A 19759-nucleotide genomic window follows, 5' to 3' on the forward strand; every position below is an offset into this window, starting at 1 on the left:
AACGGACAACGGGGCGGGCGCCGGCGGACGGCTCCGCCCCGTTTTTCGTTGGGCCCCTGGTCAGCCGGCCGGGGCCGGTTCCTCTTCCCGCAAGGTCCCGAACTGCACCAGCGCCTTGCGGTAGCCGATGTTGGGCGGCGCATAGCCGGCATCGCCGGCGGCGCGCTGCGGCACCGATGCGTGCAGGTTCTCCTCGCTGTAGGGCAGGACGCAGACCGGGCGGTAATGGCGCGGCTCCGCCAGTTTGCCGAGGCCGTCCAGGAAACGGGCGTAGGAATCGACGATGGTGCCCAGCGCGTTGTCCGCCGTCACCTCCGGCACCCAGATGGGGTCGATGGCCAAGCCGCAGGACTCGGCGTGCTCCATCATCCATTTCAGCGTGATGTCCGACAGCTTGTCGTCCTGATAGCCGCCGCCGACGTTCGAATGGCAGCCGGCGAACCAGCGCTGTTCCATCCGCTGCGCCGGCTTGGCCTTCGGATCCCAGAGGTTCGCGGCGAAGGTCTTGCGGTGCTCGTCGATCGCCAGCGCCTGGAAGGCGTTGCGGACGAGGCTGCTGAGTTCGGTGTCGTGGAAACCGTAAAGCTCCTCGTCCAGATGCTGGCAGATGCCGAGCGGCACGCCGAGCGCGCCCACCGTGTCCCAGACGCCGAGGAAATGGATCGGGATCAGCGCCGATCCATGCGCCTCGCGGAACTGCTTCGCCTCGCCCACGTCGGGGCCGTCGTCCCGCTTGCGGTAGAGTGCATAGGCGTTGTCGGTCTGGTCCAGCTTGTCGGCCGGCAGCAGCCCGGCATTGCGGATCAGGCCGACGAGGCTGCGGGCGGTGTAGGCGCCGCGCGAGAAGCCCAGGATGAAGACATGGTCGCCGTCATTGTAATGCTCGGCGAGAAAGCGGTAGCCGTCCTTGATCTTCTTGTCGATGCCGAGGCCGAAGGCGCCGCCGAAGATCTTGTCGAACCAGTCGTGGAGGAAGCCGCCCTTGTCGTCGGTGCCGACACCGGAGTCGTAATGGCTGATCTGTATCGTGCCGTCGGGGGCGGTCTTGAGAACCGATTTGTGGAATTTCCAGACGTTGGTCGCCACCTCGTTGTCCTTGTCGGGCTGGTTGCCGCTGCCCGGCGTGTTCCAGGTGCCGTCGAAACACAGGACGATCCGCTTCGCCATCTTGCCCTCCCTGCCATGCCTGCACACGTCCGGGATGATGGCGTATTTGTTTTTCCCTCTCAAAGTGTTTTTATCAAGCCCGACTATCGCAAGCAGATAGAAAGCCGCAAGACGTTCAATGGGCCTTGCGGTGGCCTTATGGCCGGCGATCGGATTGACGATCCAAACCGGGTCCGATCTCACGCGATCCGATCTATAGCCAGGCCGGAGTGTATGGGAAGTCGGCCGGGAACATCTTGAGGTAGTGTACCAGGCGCGGCCGGTCGGAGTGATTTGGCGTTGGGCCGTGCGCGAGCGCGTGGTGCCACAGGACGAGATCGCCGGCCCGTCCGGCGATGGGCGTCAGCGTCAGATGCTGCTGGGCGTGCATGCGCGGTGACGCGTCCGGCGGCAGGGAGTCGAGCCAGGTGCCGAGCGTGCGATGCATGCCCGGCACCACGCCGAGCGCCCCCTGGATCGCGGCGGTGTCGGTCAAATAGATCAAGCCCTGGACGCCGAACGGAATTGGGCGGACGAGGCTGACATCCCAATGGAGGTCCGGGCCGGGAAAGCCGCATCTCGGCGTGACCGGCGGATTGAAGCCCACGCGGTCGATGCTCACCCACAGGTCGGCACTTCCCCAGAGTTGGGCAAAGGCCTTGTGGATGCGCCGCGACCGCCGGTTGGCGTCCAGTGCCGGATGGCGGAACAGTTGGGTGAACACGCATTGCTGAAGGTCCGTCCGCTCCTCCCAGGAGGCCGGATCGTCCGCCGATTTGCCCAGCACGTCCCACACCGCCTGTGCGGTCGCCCGGCAGGCTTCCGGGTCGATCGAGTCGTGCAGGATGACCCAGCCATGCTCCTCCCAATGGGCGAGGTCGTCGGCGTCCAGCACCGGGGCCATGGCGTCGATTTCGGCGGCCAGGGCGCGGGCGGCGGCGGGCGGCGGCAGCCCGGTGAGCGCGGCGTTGATGCGATCGACCGTGTCGCGGTCGACCGATCCGCCGTTGCGTTCAAGGATCCAGCCCTCGAAGGACGCGAAGCTGGGCCGGGCGACGCCCAAGTGGCGATACAACTCCTCCAGCCCGACCTGAAGGCCGCTGCTCAGCACTTGGACGGCGTGCCATTCGCGCACGGCCTCGTCGCCCGCGGCGGTGGAGCCGGAGAACGGCCGTGACCAGATGCGCTTGAGGCCCATCACCCCGAGCGCCCCCACCTCGGCGAAGTCGGCTAGGGCGATGGTGCTGCGGGCCTGCGCCATGGCGGCTGATCCAAACCGGGATGAGGAGCGAACTCCGCATGTTTGCCGGATCGGCGGCACCGATGCAACCATGGTGTCACGGGATGGCGGCAAGCACACTCACGGCATGCTCTGGCGAACGCATGACAACCTGGGTGAGAGGCATCGAGCGAGGTTCGGGCATATGCTTTCGGATCGCGTCCATGGCCGGTCGGGAAGTTCATGCCCCCAACTTCTCTGCGGGATTCAAGTCGTCGCCTTGCTGACGGCCCATCGGCGGGAAGCCGACATGCGGCATCCGCAGGACGTGCGACCCTGCCACTTGTGCGAAGGTGCCATATGACATTGGCTTGATTTCGATCAATGCCGGGTGGCGTGACGGAAAGGATCATGCCATCCTCTTCGACGCGCCGACCGAATGGCCTAGCCCATATGCCTTCAACCGGTGCAGCCGATCCTTAGTGGATGAACGCGAACGGGAACGCGCGATGGATTACGAGACTTTCTTCCGCAACCAGATTGCGACCCTGAAGCAGGATGGCCGCTACCGGGTGTTCGCCAATCTGGAACGCCATGCGGGCAACTTCCCGACGGCGACCTTTCGCGATTCCAACGGGCGCGAACGTCCGGTCACGGTCTGGTGCTCCAACGACTATCTCGGCATGGGCCAGCACCCGAGCGTCATGAAGGCGATGCACGACGCGCTGGATCAGGTCGGTGCCGGCGCCGGCGGCACCCGCAACATCTCCGGCACCAACATCTACCATGTGCTGCTGGAACGCGAACTGGCCGACCTGCACCACAAGGAAGCGGCGCTGCTCTTCACCTCGGGCTATGTGTCGAACGACGCGACGCTGACCACGCTGGGCAAGATCCTGCCCAACTGCGTGATCCTGTCGGACGCGCTGAACCACAATTCGATGATCACCGGCATCCGCAATTCGGGCGCCGAGAAGCACATCTTCCGCCACAACGACCCCAAGCATCTGGACGAACTGCTGTCGGGCATCGCCCCCGGCCGGCCCAAGGTGGTGGCGTTCGAGAGCGTCTATTCGATGGACGGCGACATCGCCCCCATCCATGACCTGTGCGACGTCGCCGACAAGCACGGCGCCATGACCTATCTGGACGAGGTCCATGCCGTCGGCATGTACGGCGCCCGCGGCGCCGGCGTGGCCGAGCGCGACGGCGCCATGGACCGGCTGACCATCGTCGAGGGCACGCTGGGCAAGGCCTTCGGCGTGCAGGGCGGCTACATCACCGGCTCTTCCGCGCTGATCGACTGCGTCCGCAGCTTCGCCGCCGGCTTCATCTTCTCCACCTCGCTGTCGCCGGTGCTGGCGGCGGGCGCACTGGCCTCCATCCGCCACCTGAAGCACAGCCAGACCGAGCGGACGCAGCACCAGGAGCGCGCCGCCACGCTGAAGCGCATGTTCGCCGACGCCGGCCTGCCGGTGATGCCGTCGGTCAGCCACATCGTCCCGCTGATGGTCGGCGACGCCCACCGCTGCAAACGCGCGTCCGACGAGCTGCTGGACCGGCACAACATCTATGTCCAGCCGATCAACTACCCCACCGTTCCGCGCGGGACGGAGCGGCTGCGCTTCACCCCGACCCCGCTGCACACCGACGCACAGATGGGCATGCTGGTCGATGCGCTGCTGGACGTCTGGAGCCGGCTGGACCTGCGGCTCGCCGCCTGAGCCGCACCCCCCTGGAAACCCTGGGAAAGACCCCTTTGGATGTAAGGACGTTTTGTCCTCTGGACAGACGGCTCGTGCGCCCCTACTTTGAGGGGTAGTGTTGCGACCGGTTCGCAGCTTTGTCGCTGCGGGTCGGCCGTTGCGCCTGCCGTCCATCCTTCAATCCAGGGCATCGCCCAGGGGGTTCGCCATGTACCGTGACAACTCGCTGATGCCGAAGGAGGCTGTGCGCCTCGTCGTCCTGGGCACGCTGATCCAGGGCGGCCCGCTGCGCTACGCCGATCTGGCCGGTTCCGTCCGTCATTTCCTCGACCGCATGATGGGTCCGTCGCTGGACCTGATGGGCACCTCGCTGGAGATGCTGCGCTACGAGGGGCTGATCGAGGCGCTGGACGGCAGCGGCATGGAAGACAACGCCCTGCTGGGTCCGACCGAATCCGGCCGGGCGGAGTTCGACACGCTGATGCGCGCCAATGTCCGCGCGCCGTCGGCCGACGGGCTGAACAAGCTGGTCATCGCACTGAAGCTGCGCTTCTTGCATCTGCTGGACATCGAGTCGCAGCGCGACCAGATCGACAACCTCGTGGCGCTCTGCGAGACCGAACTGGCGCGGTTGGGCGACCTGAAGCGGGCGAATGTCGGCAGCGACGGCCATTTCGCTTCCTGGCTGGACCGGGACATCACCCAGACGGAAGAACGTCTGGCCTGGTTCCAGGAACTGCTCTCCCGGCTCTGATCCCCTGCTCCGATCCCCCTGCGGGACCTAAGGTTTTATTTCGCGCGGCGCGCCCTTATCGCATAGGGGCGCGCCGCGTCTGTTTCGGCGTGCGGTTTTGGTGTACCTTCGGGCTACCCCTTTCCCCCAGCCGGAACCCCCTCCATGGCCTCGCCCCTGTCGACCGACGACCTCGAAGACCGCTTGCGCATGGAGTTCGTGGACGACGCGCGCGATCGTCTGGAGCTGATGAACGCGACGCTGGCGGATCGCGTGAAGGGCGGGCGCAGCGACACGGACACCATCGGCGTCCTGCGGCTGGAAGCCCATAATTTCAAGGGCATGGGCACCAGCTTCGGCTATCCCACCGTCAGCCTCGTCGCCCACCGCCTGGAGGATTACCTCAGCGGCCTGAAGCGGCTGGACGAGAAGCAGCTGGTCGACGCCCAGATCTTCATCGACCGCATCTCCGAACTGGTCGACCGCGCCGAGCAGCCGCTGCTGGCCGAGACCAACCGGATCATCCGCGCCCTGCCGGTGCGCTACGAGTTCCAGGTCACCGACGTCGATGTCCGCAACGTCGAGATCATGCTGGTCACCCCGTCCAAGGTCGTCGCCAAGAAGCTGGGGACGGAACTGGCGGCCTGCGGCTTCCGCACCATGACGGTGACCGACCCGATCGAGTCGATCAGCCTCGCCGTGCGCGTGCCGCCGGACATGGTCATCGCCTCGATGGTGATGGACGGGCTGTCCGGCCTCGACCTGATCCGCGGCCTGCGCGCGATGAGCGTGACCCAGCATGTGCCGATGGCGCTGCTGACCTCGCTGAACCTCGACCACCCGTCGCTGAAGGAGATCCCGTACGGCGTCTCCGTCATCCGCGTCGGCGAGCATTTCGGCGACGATTTCGCCGCGGTGGTGGCCAAGCACAATCTGGGGTGAGCGGGCAGCCATTCGGCTGAACGTCATCGTCATATAGCCGCGCTTGCGCCGGCGGGAATCCTCATGTTAGGCGTCGAAACGGTCCCACAGGCTGGAGCAGCGCCCGAATGACGGAGGTTCTTCGCCGGTACGGCCCGGTCCTGACCGGAGTGATCCTGTTGGCGGTGGCGCTGTGGCTGGCGCTGCTGGTGGTGCTGCCGCAGCTGATGATGATCGGCTTCTCCTTCCGGCCGTCGCTGCCGCCGTCCAAGATCGGCGGGCCGGAGGATGTGTTCACGGTCAGGAATTACCTGACGCTGTGGACCAACAGCATCCATCTGTCGATCTTCCTGAAGACGATCTGGGCCAGCGCGCTGGTCACCGCGACCACGCTGGCGGTCTGCTATCCGGTCGCCTACTACCTGGCGCAGGTGGCGCCGAAACGGCGATTGCCGCTGCTGATCCTGATGCTGGTCGTGCCCTTCTGGATCAACGAACTGCTGCGCACTTTCTCCTGGTACATCATCCTGGCGTTCAACGGGCCGCTGAATGCGATCCTGCTGGGGCTTGGCATCATCGACGAGCCGCAGCGTTTCCTGGGCGGCGACGGCGGGGTGATCGTCGGGATGGTCTATGTCTACATCCTGTTCATGGTCTTCCCGCTGTACAACGCCATCGAATCGCTGGACCGCAACCAGATCGAGGCGGCGCGGGACCTGGGTGCCGGCTGGCTGCGCATCCATCGCCGCATCGTGCTGCCGCACGCGAAGCCGGGCATCGCCGTCGGCTGCATCATGACCTTCATGCTGGCCGCCGGCAGCTATGCCGTGCCGGCCCTGCTGGGCGGGCCGAACAGCCGCTGGTTCACCGAGATCATCTACAACTGGTTCTTCGAGGGCGGGAACTGGAACCAGGGGGCGGCCTACGCCTTCATCCTGCTGGTGCTGTGCATCGGCTTCATCCTCGGCGCGATGCGGCTGTTCCGCGTCGGGCTGGCGGATATAGCGAAATGAGCCATCGCGAAGTGAGCCCGCAACCATGAGCGCCGCCCAACTCCGCCGCCTGCTGACCGGCGCCTATCTGGTGCTGTTCTTCGGCTATCTGTTCCTGCCGCTGGGCATCATGGCGGCGGCGACCTTCAACAGCAGCCGCTTTCCCACCGTGACGCCGTGGATGGGCTTCACGCTGGGCTGGTTCCAGGCGCTGTGGGAGGACCAGCGCATGTGGGCGGCGCTGGGCACCAGCCTGATCGTCGGGGCGGGGGTGATCGCGCTGGCGGTGCCGCTGGGGCTGGCGGCGGCGCTGCTGCTCGACCGGCTGCACAGCCGGGCCAAGACCTTCCTCTACGCGCTGATGGTGTCGCCGCTGCTGACGCCGGGGGTGATCGTCGGCATTTCGACGCTGGTGTTCTGGCGGGAGTGGTTCGGGGTCAGCGGCGGGCTGTTTTTGACCGTGGTCGCGCAGTCCAGCTTCATCGCCGCCTATGCCATGCTGCTGTTCTCGGCAAGGCTGGAGCGGTTCGATCCGGTGCTGGAGGAGGCCGCGCTCGACCTCGGCGCCACCCATGGGCAGGTGTTCCGGCGCATCACGCTGCCGTACCTGATGCCGGCGATCCTGTCGGCGGCCCTGCTGGCCTTCCTGCAGAGTTTCGAGAACTACAACACCACGCTGTTCGTGCGCGGGCTGGACACCACCCTGACCGTCTACATCGCGACCAAGGTGCGGACCGGGCTGACCCCTGCGGTCAACGCGCTGTCGCTGGTCCTGATCGCGCTGACCGTCCTGGGCGCCGTCATGTACGAGATCCTGCGCCGGCGCGAGGCGCGCCGGCAGGCAGGGCCCGTAACCGGCTGATCCTTAGTCCTCTTCCGCCTCGTCGGCGTCCGCCTCGATCTGGGCGGCGAGGTCGCGCAGCATGTCGATGACGTCTTCGTGGCTGGTCTCGTCCACGGCGGCGTTCACCGCGGCCTCGATCATGGCGACGGCGATGTAGGGGCCGAGCGGGCCACCTTCCTTGATCGCCTCATCCAGGTGCTTTTCGGCGATCGACAGCGCCTTTTCGAACAGCGCCTCGGCCGTCTGGTTGGTGGTGTCCTTGCTCATCGTCCGGTCCGTTGCGGAGGGTTGGTCCGACTCCAATAACACGCCCAATCGGCGATTGGCGCGGGAATTCGCGGGTAGGGTCGCAAATAGAGGCCGCGAAGCGGGAGGCCGGGCTTGCACCGCCCCGGACCATACGCCACAGTCCGGAGATGCATTGACCTATACGGCAAGAGAGACCGCATGACCGGGACGCCCGACCTGACCAGCCCCGACCTGTACCGCTTCTGGTGGGAGGAGCGCGTGCGCTTCAACGACCTCGACGCGGTGGGGCACGTCAACAACAATGCCCTCGGCGTCTATTTCGAACAGGCGCGCGTCGCCCTGATCCATCAGGTCGGCGGCTTCACCGACGAGGTTCCGTGGACCGTCGTGCTGGCCCGCAGCCTGATCGAATACAAGGCGGAACTGCTCTATCCCAACATCGTCCGGGTCGGCGCGCGGACGCTGCGGCTGGGCACCAGCTCGATCACGCTGGGCTGCGCCATCTTCCTGGGCGACCGCTGCATCGCCACCCAGGAGGCGGTTGCGGTGATCGTGGACAAGGAGGCCCATCGCCCGACCCCCATCCCGGAACCGTTGCGCGCCAAGCTGCTGGAGGCGTAAAGGGAGGCGCAACAGCCCCCGCACCACCGGATCCTCGACATGACGCGCTCACCCCAGCGCCCTTCCGGCAAGCGCCCCTTCGCCAAGGGACGCCCGCCCGCCCGCAAGACCGCCCAGCCGCCCGCCGAGATGCGGGAGATGGAGGTCGCCATCGCCGATGTCGGCGCGCGCGGCGATGGGATCGCGTTCGCCGAGGGCCTGCGCCTGTTCGTACCCTATACGGTGACCGGCGACCGCGTGCGTGTACGTGTCGCCGAGGGCGATGGAAAAGGGGAGGGCGTACGGGCCGACCTGCTCGAGGTTCTCGAACCCGGCCCCGGCCGCCAGACGCCGCCCTGCCGCCATTTCGGCCGCTGCGGCGGCTGTACGCTGCAGCAGATGGACGATGCGACGTACGCCGCCTGGAACAGCGGGATGGTGCGCGGCGCGCTGGAACGGGTCGGGCTGGGCGACGTGCCGCTGGAGCCGCTGGCGCGTACGCCCGCCGGTGCCCGCCGCCGTGCCCGTTTCGCGGCGCTGAAGCGTGGCAAACGCGTCTGGTTCGGCTTCAACGAACGGCAGAGCCACCGGCTGGTCGATCTGGAGGAGTGCCCGATCCTGGCTCCCCGCCTGTTCGCCCTGGTGGAGCCGCTGCGTGCCGTGCTGGCGGAGATCCTGCCGGACGGCGGCGACGCCGACGTGGTGCTGACCGACCTGGAGGGCGGCGTCGACCTGCTGCTGGTCGGGCCGCGCAGCCTGGATCGCGGCGCCCGCGAGGCGCTGGTCGCCTTCGAGCCGGAGCGCATCGCCCGCATCGCCTGGCAGCCCACCGACCGCGCGGCGGCGGAGCCGGTGGCGAACCGCCGGCCGGCCTTCATCCGTTTCGCAGGCGTTCCGATCCAGCCGCCGCCCGGCGCCTTCCTGCAGGCGAGTGCGGAGGGCGAGACGGCCCTGGTCGCCGCAGTGCGCGAGGGGGTGGGGCAGGCGGGCCGCATCGCCGACCTGTTCGCCGGCATCGGCACCTTTTCCATTCCGCTTGCGCAACAGGCCGCGGTGCATGCGGTGGAAGGCGACGAGGCGGCGGTGGCCGCGCTCGGCCGCGCGGTGCAGGGGCTCCGGCTGACGGTTGAGCGGCGCGACCTGTTCGAGAATCCGCTGGGGGCGAAGGACCTCAACCGCTTTGATGCGGTGGTGTTCGACCCGCCGCGCGCCGGGGCGGCGGCCCAGGCGGCGACGCTCGCCGGAGCCAAGGTGCCGCGGGTGGTGGGGGTGTCCTGCAACCCCGCCAGCTTCGCCCGCGACGCGCGGGTGCTGGTGGATGGCGGCTATCGTCTGGTGAAGGTCTGGCCGGTCGACCAGTTCCTGTGGTCGGCCCATGTGGAGGTGGTGGGCCTGTTCGAGCGGTGAGGAGGCTGTCGCAGCCTCCCCCCTCGCGTCAATCCAGCTGCAGAACGATCGCCTTCAGATAGGCCGACTCCGGCAGGTGCGGGTGGACCGGGTGGTCGGGGCCGGCGCCGGCGCTGCGCAGGATGCGGCCGGTGCGGCCGGCGTCGTGCAGGCCGCGGGCGACCAGCTCGGCGAAGGTCGGCGGATCGACATTGTGGCTGCACGACCCGCAGAGCAGATAGCCGCCGGGCGCCGTGATCTTCGCCGCCAGACGCGCCATCTTGCGGTAGGCGCGGGAGCCGGCCGCCAGATCCTTCTTCGATTTCACGAAGGCCGGCGGATCGGCGACCACCACCTGGAAGGTCTCGCCGGCCTCGCTCAGCCGTTCCATCTCCTGGAAGGCGTCGGCCTTGCGCGCCTCGAAGCGGTCGGCGACGCCGTTCGCCTCGGCGGCGCGGGTGGCGTTCTCCAGGGCCAGGGCGGAGCGGTCGACCGCGACCACATGGGTGGCGCCGGCCACCGCGCACTGGATGCCGAAGCCGCCGTTGTAGCTGTAGAAGTCGATGGCCCGGCCGCCCTTGGCCAGCGAGGCGATGAAGGCGCGGTTGTCGCGCTGGTCGTAGAACCAGCCGGTCTTCTGACCGTCCAGCGGGTTGGCGAAGAAGGTCACGCCGTTCTCTTCCAGGCGGATCGGACCGTCGAGCTCGCCCTTGGCCAGCCGGGTCTCCTCGCTCAGCCCTTCCAGCGCGCGCTGGCTGCCGTCGTTGCGCAGGATGACCGCGCGCGGCGCCATCACCTCGTCGATGGCGGCCAGGATGTCGTCGATCCGGCTGTCCATGAAGACGGAGTTGGCCTGGACCGTCACCACGTCGTCGAACCGGTCGACGATCAGGCCGGGCAGACCGTCCGCCTCGGCATGGACGACGCGGTAGAAGGGGCGGTCGAACAGCTGGTCGCGCAATTCCACCGCGCGGCGCAGCCGGTCGGCGATGAAGGCGCGGTCCACCACGGTCGCCGGGTCGGTCGACAGCAGCCGGGCGGCGATCAGCGTGTGCGGATTGAAGGTGTAGATGCCCAGCGGCGTCCCGCCGGGGTCCAGAAGCCGCACCGGGCTGCCGGGAGGCACCGCCTTGGCAATGCTGTCCATCTGGACTTCGTTGGAATAGACCCAGGGATGTCCATGCATGACGCGCCGCTGGCGGCCGGCCTGCAGATGGATCGGCGGGTATTTCTTGACGGGTTTGGTGCCGGTGTCGCTCATGGGGCCGCATCCTAGCGGCAAATCGCCGGCGCGCAATGGCTGGCTGTGCCCCCCGTGCCGGCGCCTCTATTCCGCTCCGACGGCGCCGCCCGGCCGGTCGGGGGCGTTGTCGTTGACCACCACCAGATCCTTGCAGAAACGGACCGTCTCCTGCCGGTGGCCTTCGCTGTGGAAACAGTCGGGGATCGGGCTGCGGCGGGAGTCCCGCGGCAGATAGCGCTCCGGCAGGGTGGTGTGGATGGCGGTGCAGCCGAGCTGCCGGGCCAGCCCCTCCATCGCCTGCAGCAGCGTCTCGGTGGGGCCGGCGACGTCGAACAGGTCGAGCACGACGAAGTTGTCGACGCATAGCGTCCGGCCGTGGAGCAGCTGCGCCTCCACCGCGTAGGAGAACAGGCCGTGCATGTACCCTTGCGCGTTCTGCACGGTCATGATCCCCCGGACCGCCGGCGGGCAGTCCTTCCCGGCCCCCTTCTTCCCCTCCCCGTCGCTGCTGCCCACGGTTGCGCTGTCCAGCACCGCTGCGGCAAATGCGCGCCATTGGTCGATCCCCAGGCCCGGCGCGATGGCGCAGACCAGCGGATAGGCCTGGTCGATCTGGCGCCGGCCAAGGGGTTTGGCGATGAAACTGTCGTCCATTTCAGTCCGGCCGATTGCAAGGACGCTGAACGATGGCAGGCCCTGGCCGCAAGGGTCGTTGACGTAGATCAATGTTGCTGAAGCCCCCCCTCCACATAGTGGCGTCCATTGGAGACAGGCGCGCCCGGCGTCCCTTTCGGCATTTCCGAGTGCAACCTGTCCCGCTCCTTAACAGTACGTACCCAGTGGTGGTGCAACCCAGAAGGCGCGGCCCACGGCCGCCCGGGGCAAACGGGAGAGATTGTATGACATCAGCGACTCTGACTTCAGGGGCCACCCTGGGCAGCCAGCGGGTGTCGGAAGACGTGCGTTACAATGAGGACGCCATCCGACTCTTCGTTATCGCTGCAGTGTTCTGGGGCGTGGTCGGTTTCCTGGCCGGCACCTTCATCGCTCTGCAGCTGGCCTTCCCGGCGCTGAATCTCGGGCTGGAGTGGACGAGTTTCGGGCGCCTGCGCCCGGTCCACACCTCGGCCGTGATTTTCGCGTTCGGCGGCAACGTGCTGCTCGCCACCTCGCTCTACTCGGTCCAGCGGACCTGCCGCCAGCATCTCTTCGGGGGCGAAGGGCTGGCGAAGTTCATCTTCTGGAACTACAACATCTTCATCGTGCTCGCGGCGCTGAGCTATGTCCTGGGCTTCACCCAGGGCAAGGAATACGCCGAGCCGGAGTGGATCCTCGACCTGTACCTGACGGTCGTCTGGGTGCTCTATGCGGTCCAGTTCATCGGCACCGTGATGACGCGGCGCGAGTCGCACATCTATGTGGCGAACTGGTTCTTCATGGCGTTCATCCTGACCGTCGCCATCCTGCACATCGGCAACAACGTCAACGTTCCGGTGTCGCTGTTCGGCATGAAGTCCTACACCTACGTGTCGGGCGTGCAGAGCGCGATGGTGCAGTGGTGGTACGGCCACAACGCGGTCGGCTTCTTCCTGACCGCCGGCTTCCTGGGCATCATGTACTATTTCGTGCCCAAGCGCGCCGAGCGGCCGGTCTATTCCTACCGCCTGTCGATCGTCCACTTCTGGACCCTGATCTTCCTCTACATCTGGGCCGGCCCGCACCACCTGCACTACACCTCCCTGCCGGACTGGGCGCAGACGCTGGGCATGACCTTCTCCGTCATGCTGTGGATGCCGTCCTGGGGCGGCATGATCAACGGCATCATGACCCTGTCGGGCGCCTGGGATAAGCTGCGCACCGACCCGGTCCTGCGCTTCCTGGTCACCTCGGTCGCCTTCTACGGCATGTCGACCTTCGAAGGCCCGCTGATGTCGGTCAAGCCGGTCAACGCCCTGTCGCACTACACCGACTGGACCGTCGGCCACGTGCACTCCGGCGCGCTCGGCTGGGTCGCCTTCATCTCCTTCGGCGCGATCTACTATCTGGTCCCGGTGCTGTGGAAGCGCTCGCAGCTCTACAGCCTGCGTCTGGTCAGCTACCACTTCTGGACCGCCACCATCGGCATCGTGCTGTACATCACCGCCATGTGGGTGTCGGGCATCATGCAGGGCCTGATGTGGCGCGCCTACGACAACCTGGGCTTCCTGCAGTACTCCTTCGTGGAGACCGTCGCGGCGATGCACCCGTTCTACGTGATCCGCGCGATGGGCGGCGTCCTGTTCGTCACCGGCGCTCTCATCATGGTCTACAACCTGTGGCGCACGGCGAAGGGCGATGTCCGCATCGAGAAGCCCTATGTCACCACGCCGCACAAGGCGACGGTCGGCGCGGCCTGACGCTAGGGAAGGATGCGAGAAATGGCTCAGGATAAAAAGGGCTTCAGCCACGACCTGATCGAGCGGAACACCCTTCTGCTGATCGTGCTCGTGCTGATCACCGTGTCGATCGGCGGTCTGGTTCAGATCGTCCCGCTCTTCACGATCGAATCGACCATCGAGAAGGTGGAGGGGGTCCGTCCCTACTCCCCGCTCGAGCTGGCCGGGCAGAACATCTACTTCCGCGAAGGCTGCTACAACTGTCACAGCCAGCAGATCCGTCCGTTCCGTGACGAGGTCGAACGCTATGGTCACTACTCGCTGGCGGCGGAGTCGATGTACGACCATCCGTTCCAGTGGGGCTCCAAGCGCACCGGCCCGGATCTGGCCCGCGTCGGCGGCAAGTACTCCAACGACTGGCAGGTCGCCCATCTGGTGAACCCGCGCGCGGTCGTGCCGGAGTCGATCATGCCGAACTACGGCTGGATGAAGGACCGTCCGCTGAACTACGGCGACATCGCCGACCACCTGAAGACCCTGAAGGTCGTCGGGGTGCCCTACACCGACGAGCAGATCGCCAACGCCAAGGCCGACCTGGAAGCGCAGAAGAACCCCGACGCCGATACCGCCGGGCTGATGAAGCGCTACCCGAAGGCCGTGGTCGCGAACTTCACCGGCAACAAGACCGTCACCGAAATGGACGCTCTGGTCGCCTACCTGCAAGTGCTGGGCACCATGGTGGATTTCACCAAGTACCAGTCCAAGCAGCTGCAGCAGTAATCGGGGGAGGAATCCATGGACTTGGATTCGATCACGGTGATGCTTCGGTCCTTCTGGACGGTGTGGTTGATGCTGCTGCTGACGGGCATCCTGGTTTACGCCATGTGGCCCGGCAACCGCCGCACCTTCGACGACGCCGCCCAGATCCCGCTCAAGGATGATGGTCAGGAGCTTTAGACCATGGCACAGAATTACAAGGACGAGCTGTCCGGCGTCGAGACCACCGGCCACGAGTGGGATGGACTGCGCGAACTGAACAATCCGCTGCCCAAGTGGTGGCTGTATCTCTTCTACGTCTGCATCGCCTGGGCGATGGTGTACTACGTGTTCTACCCGGCCTGGCCGCTGGGCAAGACCTACACGAAGGGCATCCTCGGCTATTCCCAGCGCGAGGAGCTGGACACCAAGCTGGCGGAAGCGAAGGCCGGCCAGGCCAAGTACCTGACCGCCATCGCCGCCAAGTCGGTCGACGAAATCCAGAAGGACAAGGACCTGCTGGGCTTCGCGATGGCCGGCGGCCGGTCGTACTTCAACGAGAACTGCGCCGCCTGCCACGGCGCCGGCGGCCAGGGTGCCAAGGGCTTCCCGACGCTGGCCGACGACGTGTGGCTGTGGGGCGGTGCCTCGGCCGACATCTACAAGACCATCCAGCACGGCATCCGCTCGGATGACGGCGAAACCCGTGGCGTGCCGAATGTCGGCATGACCGCCTTCGGCAAGGACGGCATCCTCACCCGCGATCAGATCGATCAGGTGACGGACTATGTCCTGTCGCTGAACGGCAAGCCTGCCGACGCGGGCAAGGCCGAAAAGGGCAAGACCGTCTATGACGAGAACTGCGCCGCCTGCCACGGCGACGCGGCCCAGGGTGCGGTTGCCGCCGGTCTCGACGGCATTGGCGCTCCTCCGCTGAAACAGGCCAACTGGCTCTACGGCGGCGACAAGGCGACGCTGATGGACACGGTGACCAACGGCCGCGCCGGCGTGATGCCGGCCTGGTCCAAGCGCCTGGACGACGCGACGATCAAGTCGCTGGCCGTCTACGTCCACAACCTGGGCGGCGGCAAGTAAGCCGTCGGTCCCGGGAGCAGGTTCGGAACCGACCGGAAGGGCGTCGGGGAGGTCTCTCCCCGGCGCCTTTTCTCATGCGCGACCGGCGGCCGGCCGGCGGTTTCGTTAACTTCCTGTCATTTGATCCATCGCAATGTACCTGCGGCAATCGGTCGCCATAGTGCCTCCCGACCGGCCACACACATCGTCGATCAAACGCCGCCGATCGAAAGCAGCCGACCAGTCGAAGGGCAGCCAGCGACCATGAGCATCAGCACCGCCACCGGAAACCGTCCCGTCTCCCCGAAGCCTGGAAAGGCATCGCGCCAGCCGGGATGGTACATCCCCTGGATCTTCGTCGGCGTCTTCATGATCGTCATGGCGGTGAACGGGGTCATGGTCCATTTCGCGATGTCGAGCTGGACCGGGGTGGAGACCGAGAACCACTTCATCAAGGGGCTCGGCTACAACAACGACCTCGCCGGCGCCCGCGCCCAGGCGGAGCGCGGCTGGCAGGTCGAGCCGCAATTCACCAGCACCGAGCCGCGCAAGGCCGTGGTCGCCATCACCGCCCGCGACAAGCAGGGCCAGGTCCTGAAGGACGCCACCGTCACCGTGACGATGATCCGCCCGACCGCGGAGGGGCACGACAAGAGCCTGACGCTGCCCTATCTGGGCGAGGGCCGCTATGGCGCCCCGGTGGAGCTGGATCTGGAGGGCCAGTGGGACATGCGCTTCGTCATCACCCACGCCACCGGCGACTATCAGGACCAGAAGCGCGTCTGGGTGCAGTGACGGCGGCGACACCGCCGCGACCGGGACAGCCAGGGTGACCTTGAGATGACCGTCTGCCTCCATTGCGGACAAGAGCTGGGCGAAGGCGCGCAGAATGGGACGACTGCCGGTGCTTTGGCCGCCGGTGCCATGACCGCCGGTGACGGCGCTGGGCCCTTCTGCTGCACCGGCTGCGCCGCCGCCTACGACCTCGTCCGCGGGCTGGGGCTGGAGCGCTATTACGAGCGCCGCAGCGTCGATCCCACCGCCCGGCCGCTGCGCCCCGACGAGACCCCGGCCGCCGATTACGAGCCGCATGCGCGCGAGGAGTCCGACGGCAGCCGCAGCCTGCACCTGATGGTCGACGGCATGCAGTGCGCGGCCTGCGTCTGGCTGATCGAATCGGCGCTCAGCCGCCAGCCGGGCATCGGTCAGGCCCGCATGAACATGACCACGCGCCGGCTGACCGTGCGCTGGAACCCCAAGGAGACCGACGCCAACGCGGTGGTCGGCACCGTGGCGCAGCTGGGATACCGCGCCGTGCCCTTCGACCCGGAGCGGCTGGGCGGCGCCCAGGCGAAGAGCGAGAAGGAACTGCTGCGCGCCATGGCGGTGGCGGGCTTCGCCATGGGCAACGTCATGCTGCTGTCGGTGTCGGTCTGGGCCGGCCACAGCCAGGGCATGGGCACCGCCACCCGCGACCTGATGCATTGGATTTCGGCGCTGGTCTGCATGCCGGCCATCGCCTATGCGCTGCGTCCCTTCGCGCGCTCGGCGCTATCGGCACTGCGCCACGGCCGCACCAACATGGACGTGCCGATCACCATCGGCGTCCTGCTCGCCACCGGCATGAGCCTGTTCGAGACGATCCACAGCGGCGAGCACGCCTATTTCGACGGCGCGGTGATGCTGCTGTTCTTCCTGCTGATCGGCCGCTATCTCGACCAGCGGGCGCGCGGCCGGGCACGCTCGGCGGCGGAGCAACTGCTGGGCCTGCGCGCCAACGCCGTCACCGTCCTGAACGCGGACGGCACCAGCGCCGTGGTGGCGCCGGAGCAGGTCGTCCCCGGAACCACCATCCTGGTCGCGGCCGGCGAGCGCATTCCCGTCGACGGCCGGGTGTCCGACGGCGTGTCGGACCTCGACACCGCGCTGATCACCGGCGAGACGGTGCCCGGCACCGCGCGGCCGGGCGACCAGGTCTTCGCCGGCACCCTGAACCTGACCGCGCCGCTGCGCCTGACCGTCACCGCCGTGGGGGAGGGCACGCTGCTGGCCGAGATCGTCCGGCTGATGGAGGTGGCGGAGCAGGGCCGCGCCAAATACGTCGCCATCGCCGACCGGGTGTCGCGCCTCTACGCCCCCGTCGTGCATCTGACCGCGCTGACCACCTTCGCCGCCTGGATGCTGCTGGGCGGGGTGGTGTGGCAGGACGCGCTGATGAACGCCATCGCCGTGCTGATCATCACCTGCCCCTGCGCGCTGGCGCTGGCCGTGCCGGTGGTGCAGGTGATCGCCAGCGGCCGGCTGATGCGCCAGGGCACCCTGCTGAAAAGCCCGACAGCGCTGGAACGGCTCGCCACCATCGACACGGTGGTGTTCGACAAGACCGGGACTTTGACCGAGGGGCGGCCGGTGCCGCAACTGGACGGGCTGGCGGCGGAGGATCTGGCGCTGGCCGCCTCGCTCGCCGCGGCCAGCCGCCATCCGCTGGCCCGCGCACTGGCCGCAGTCGCACCGGAGGTGCCGGTGGCCGCGGGCGTGCGCGAAATCGCCGGCGCCGGCCTGTCCCTGCAGACGGCGGACGGCGAGGTGCGGCTGGGCAGCCGCCGCTTCACCGGCGCGCCGGCGGAGGCCGAGGACGCCGCCGGTCCGGAGCTGTGGCTCGCCCGTCCGGGCGAGGAGCCGCGCCGGATCGTCTTCCTCGACGCCCCGCGCCCGGATGCCGCCGCGGTGGTGGCGGCGCTGAAGGCGCGTGGTCTGGAGGTGAAGCTGCTGTCGGGCGACCGCCGGGGTGCGGTGGCGGCGGTGGCGGAGCGGCTGGGCATCGCCGACTGGCGGGCCGAGCAGACGCCGGGCGACAAGACCGCGGCGCTGGCCGAGCTGGCCGCAGAGGGCCGCAGCGTGCTGATGGTCGGCGACGGGCTGAACGACGCGCCGGCGCTGGCCGCCGCCGCGGTGTCGATGTCGCCCTCCACCGCGGTGGATGTCAGCCAGACCGCCGCCGACGTGGTGTTCCAGGGCCGCCTGCTGCGCCCGATCGTCGAGACGCTGGAGGTTTCCCGCCGCTCCGGCCGGCTGGTGAAGCAGAATTTCGGCATCGCGCTGGTGTATAACCTGTGCGCCGTGCCGCTCGCGATGGGGGGGCTGCTGACGCCGCTGCTGGCGGCGCTGGCCATGTCGTCCTCGTCGCTGATCGTCATTCTCAACGCGCTGCGGCTGGCCCGCGGCGCCGTCGTCAAGGATCTTCCCCTGCGGGACATCGCCGCGCGGGAAGCGTCGGGTAAGGATTCGGGTGATGGACGAGCTTCTCTATCTGATCGCGATCGCGCTCAGCCTGGGCGGTCTGGGGCTGGCGGCCTTTCTGTGGGCGCTTAAGTCCGGCCAATTCGACGATCTGGACGGAGCGGCCCACCGCGTGCTGTTCGACGACGATCTGCCGCCGCCCGCCCGCGCCGGACATGAACCGGCCAAGCCGGCGGAGGCCGCGCGCGGGCAATAGCCCCAGGTCCGATATGGGCAATGAAAGGGTTGTATGCGTGCGAGGTTGCGATTCTCTGCGATTGCCACCAATATGGGCGCATGCGGAATGAAAGGCTGGGCTCCTCCATGCCACCCTTCGATATGGTCCGCGCTCGCGACAAGAGCGCTGCGACGGAAATGAATCCTTGCGGGGCCTGTCCCGTGCGCAGCCTGACGGTGTGCGCCGCGCTGGAACCGGAGGAATTGCGCCGTCTCGCCGACATTCTGCAGAATGTGCGCATCGATGCCGGCCATACCCTGTTCGCCGAGGGCGACGCCGCCGACGCGCTCTACAACGTCACGTCGGGCACGGTGAAGCTTTACAAGCTGCTGCCGGACGGGCGCCGCCAGATCACCGGCTTCCTGGTGACCGGCGATTTCCTGGGGCTGGCCGTCAACGACAGCTATGCCTACACCGCCGAGTCGGTGACCAGCGCCTCGCTCTGCCGCTTTCCGCGCAAGAAGATCGACGCGTTGCTGGAGGAATTCCCCAAGATGCAGCGGCGCCTGTTCTCCATGGCGTCGAACGAGCTGGCCGCCGCGCAGGATCAGATGCTTCTGCTCGGCCGCAAGACGGCGAAGGAGAAGATCTGCTCCTTCCTGCTGATGCTGTCGCAGCGCGCCGCCCGCCGCGGCCACAAGGAAAACCCGGTCTTCGTGCCGATGAGCCGCGCCGACATCGCCGACTATCTCGGCCTGACCACCGAAACCGTCAGCCGCACCTTCACCCAACTGAAGACCGCCGGGGTGATCTCGCTGCAGGAAGGCAACAAGGTCCTGATCGCCGACCTCGACGCGATGTACGATCTGGCCGAAGGGGCGTGAGGCACGCACCTTCGCGGGGTGCGGGCGTGTTCGACAATTTTTCCACGGATGTCACGGATTTAAACACGGATGTCACGGATGTTCTTCCGCAAGGCCTTGGTCTTCCGAAGAGCATCCGCCTTGGCGAGTCATGAAAAAATCCGTGTAATCCGTGTATAAATACGTGACATCCGT

At 67.3% G+C, this 19759-nt stretch carries 20 protein-coding genes; 15 read left to right on the forward strand and 5 right to left on the reverse strand.

Going from position 1 to position 19759, the window contains the following annotated elements:
* Nucleotides 1-60 precede the first annotated feature (60 nt).
* Nucleotides 61-1167 carry a DUF2235 domain-containing protein gene (locus B9N97_RS14290; protein ID WP_085087596.1) on the reverse strand — a complete coding sequence of 369 codons (1107 nt, stop codon included), beginning with the start codon at nt 1165-1167 and terminating at the stop codon, nt 61-63.
* A 193-nt stretch (nt 1168-1360) separates the two neighbouring features.
* The gene (locus B9N97_RS14295; RefSeq protein ID WP_085087599.1) at nt 1361-2407 is read right to left on the reverse strand and encodes a phytanoyl-CoA dioxygenase family protein; all 1047 of its coding nucleotides are present in this window, start codon (nt 2405-2407) and stop codon (nt 1361-1363) included.
* A gap of 467 nt (nt 2408-2874) precedes the next feature.
* Here B9N97_RS14295 and hemA point away from each other — a divergent pair, with 467 nt between their 5' ends.
* The 5 genes from hemA (at nt 2875) to B9N97_RS14320 (ending at nt 7579) form a co-directional block, all read left to right on the forward strand.
* Nucleotides 2875-4089 (forward strand): 5-aminolevulinate synthase, encoded by a 1215-nt coding sequence (hemA, locus tag B9N97_RS14300; protein ID WP_085087602.1) that lies wholly within the window; start codon nt 2875-2877, stop codon nt 4087-4089.
* Nucleotides 4090-4279: 190 nt separating this feature from the next.
* Entirely contained in the window at nt 4280-4825 is a 546-nt protein-coding gene (locus B9N97_RS14305; RefSeq protein ID WP_085087605.1) for a hypothetical protein, read from the forward strand.
* A gap of 144 nt (nt 4826-4969) precedes the next feature.
* Entirely contained in the window at nt 4970-5746 is a 777-nt protein-coding gene (locus tag B9N97_RS14310; protein WP_085087608.1) for an Hpt domain-containing protein, read from the forward strand.
* A gap of 107 nt (nt 5747-5853) precedes the next feature.
* Nucleotides 5854-6738: an ABC transporter permease gene (locus B9N97_RS14315; RefSeq protein ID WP_085087611.1), complete on the forward strand. Its 885-nt coding sequence runs from the start codon at nt 5854-5856 to the stop codon at nt 6736-6738.
* Nucleotides 6739-6763: 25 nt separating this feature from the next.
* The gene (locus B9N97_RS14320) at nt 6764-7579 is read left to right on the forward strand and encodes an ABC transporter permease (RefSeq protein WP_085087614.1); all 816 of its coding nucleotides are present in this window, start codon (nt 6764-6766) and stop codon (nt 7577-7579) included.
* A 3-nt stretch (nt 7580-7582) separates the two neighbouring features.
* On the opposite strand, the gene B9N97_RS14325 is transcribed toward B9N97_RS14320, so the two are convergent.
* Nucleotides 7583-7828 (reverse strand): hypothetical protein, encoded by a 246-nt coding sequence (locus B9N97_RS14325; protein WP_014248877.1) that lies wholly within the window; start codon nt 7826-7828, stop codon nt 7583-7585.
* 180 nt (nt 7829-8008) lie between these two features.
* Here B9N97_RS14325 and B9N97_RS14330 point away from each other — a divergent pair, with 180 nt between their 5' ends.
* Entirely contained in the window at nt 8009-8431 is a 423-nt protein-coding gene (locus B9N97_RS14330) for an acyl-CoA thioesterase (RefSeq protein WP_085087616.1), read from the forward strand.
* Between the two features lie 39 nt (nt 8432-8470).
* Nucleotides 8471-9817, forward strand: a complete 1347-nt coding sequence (locus B9N97_RS14335) for a class I SAM-dependent RNA methyltransferase (protein WP_085087618.1) — start codon at nt 8471-8473, stop codon at nt 9815-9817.
* 28 nt (nt 9818-9845) lie between these two features.
* Here B9N97_RS14335 and B9N97_RS14340 read toward each other — a convergent pair whose 3' ends face one another.
* A complete protein-coding gene (locus B9N97_RS14340; protein ID WP_085087620.1) occupies nt 9846-11057 on the reverse strand; it encodes a class I SAM-dependent rRNA methyltransferase in 1212 nt (403 codons plus the stop codon).
* A 66-nt stretch (nt 11058-11123) separates the two neighbouring features.
* Nucleotides 11124-11693, reverse strand: a complete 570-nt coding sequence (locus tag B9N97_RS14345) for a hypothetical protein (protein ID WP_085087622.1) — start codon at nt 11691-11693, stop codon at nt 11124-11126.
* A 245-nt stretch (nt 11694-11938) separates the two neighbouring features.
* Between B9N97_RS14345 and ccoN the strand changes: the two genes are divergently transcribed.
* The 8 genes from ccoN (at nt 11939) to B9N97_RS14385 (ending at nt 19585) form a co-directional block, all read left to right on the forward strand.
* A complete protein-coding gene (ccoN, locus tag B9N97_RS14350) occupies nt 11939-13435 on the forward strand; it encodes a cytochrome-c oxidase, cbb3-type subunit I (RefSeq protein WP_085087624.1) in 1497 nt (498 codons plus the stop codon).
* A gap of 21 nt (nt 13436-13456) precedes the next feature.
* Complete coding sequence (gene ccoO, locus B9N97_RS14355) at nt 13457-14194, forward strand: cytochrome-c oxidase, cbb3-type subunit II (protein ID WP_085087629.1); 738 nt, start codon at nt 13457-13459, stop codon at nt 14192-14194.
* A 15-nt stretch (nt 14195-14209) separates the two neighbouring features.
* Nucleotides 14210-14371 carry a cbb3-type cytochrome c oxidase subunit 3 gene (locus B9N97_RS14360; protein WP_012972963.1) on the forward strand — a complete coding sequence of 54 codons (162 nt, stop codon included), beginning with the start codon at nt 14210-14212 and terminating at the stop codon, nt 14369-14371.
* Between the two features lie 3 nt (nt 14372-14374).
* The gene (gene ccoP / locus B9N97_RS14365; RefSeq protein ID WP_085087630.1) at nt 14375-15265 is read left to right on the forward strand and encodes a cytochrome-c oxidase, cbb3-type subunit III; all 891 of its coding nucleotides are present in this window, start codon (nt 14375-14377) and stop codon (nt 15263-15265) included.
* A gap of 243 nt (nt 15266-15508) precedes the next feature.
* A complete protein-coding gene (locus B9N97_RS14370; protein WP_085087631.1) occupies nt 15509-16039 on the forward strand; it encodes a FixH family protein in 531 nt (176 codons plus the stop codon).
* A 45-nt stretch (nt 16040-16084) separates the two neighbouring features.
* A complete protein-coding gene (locus tag B9N97_RS14375) occupies nt 16085-18616 on the forward strand; it encodes a heavy metal translocating P-type ATPase metal-binding domain-containing protein (RefSeq protein WP_085087632.1) in 2532 nt (843 codons plus the stop codon).
* Complete coding sequence (gene ccoS, locus B9N97_RS14380) at nt 18537-18740, forward strand: cbb3-type cytochrome oxidase assembly protein CcoS (protein WP_085087633.1); 204 nt, start codon at nt 18537-18539, stop codon at nt 18738-18740. The genes B9N97_RS14375 and ccoS overlap by 80 nt, the downstream gene beginning before the upstream one ends.
* A 158-nt stretch (nt 18741-18898) precedes the next feature.
* Nucleotides 18899-19585, forward strand: a complete 687-nt coding sequence (locus B9N97_RS14385) for a Crp/Fnr family transcriptional regulator (protein WP_083897443.1) — start codon at nt 18899-18901, stop codon at nt 19583-19585.
* Nucleotides 19586-19759 lie beyond the last annotated feature (174 nt).

The sequence above is a fragment of the Azospirillum oryzae genome, assembly GCF_900177515.1.
Lineage (GTDB): Bacteria > Pseudomonadota > Alphaproteobacteria > Azospirillales > Azospirillaceae > Azospirillum > Azospirillum oryzae_A.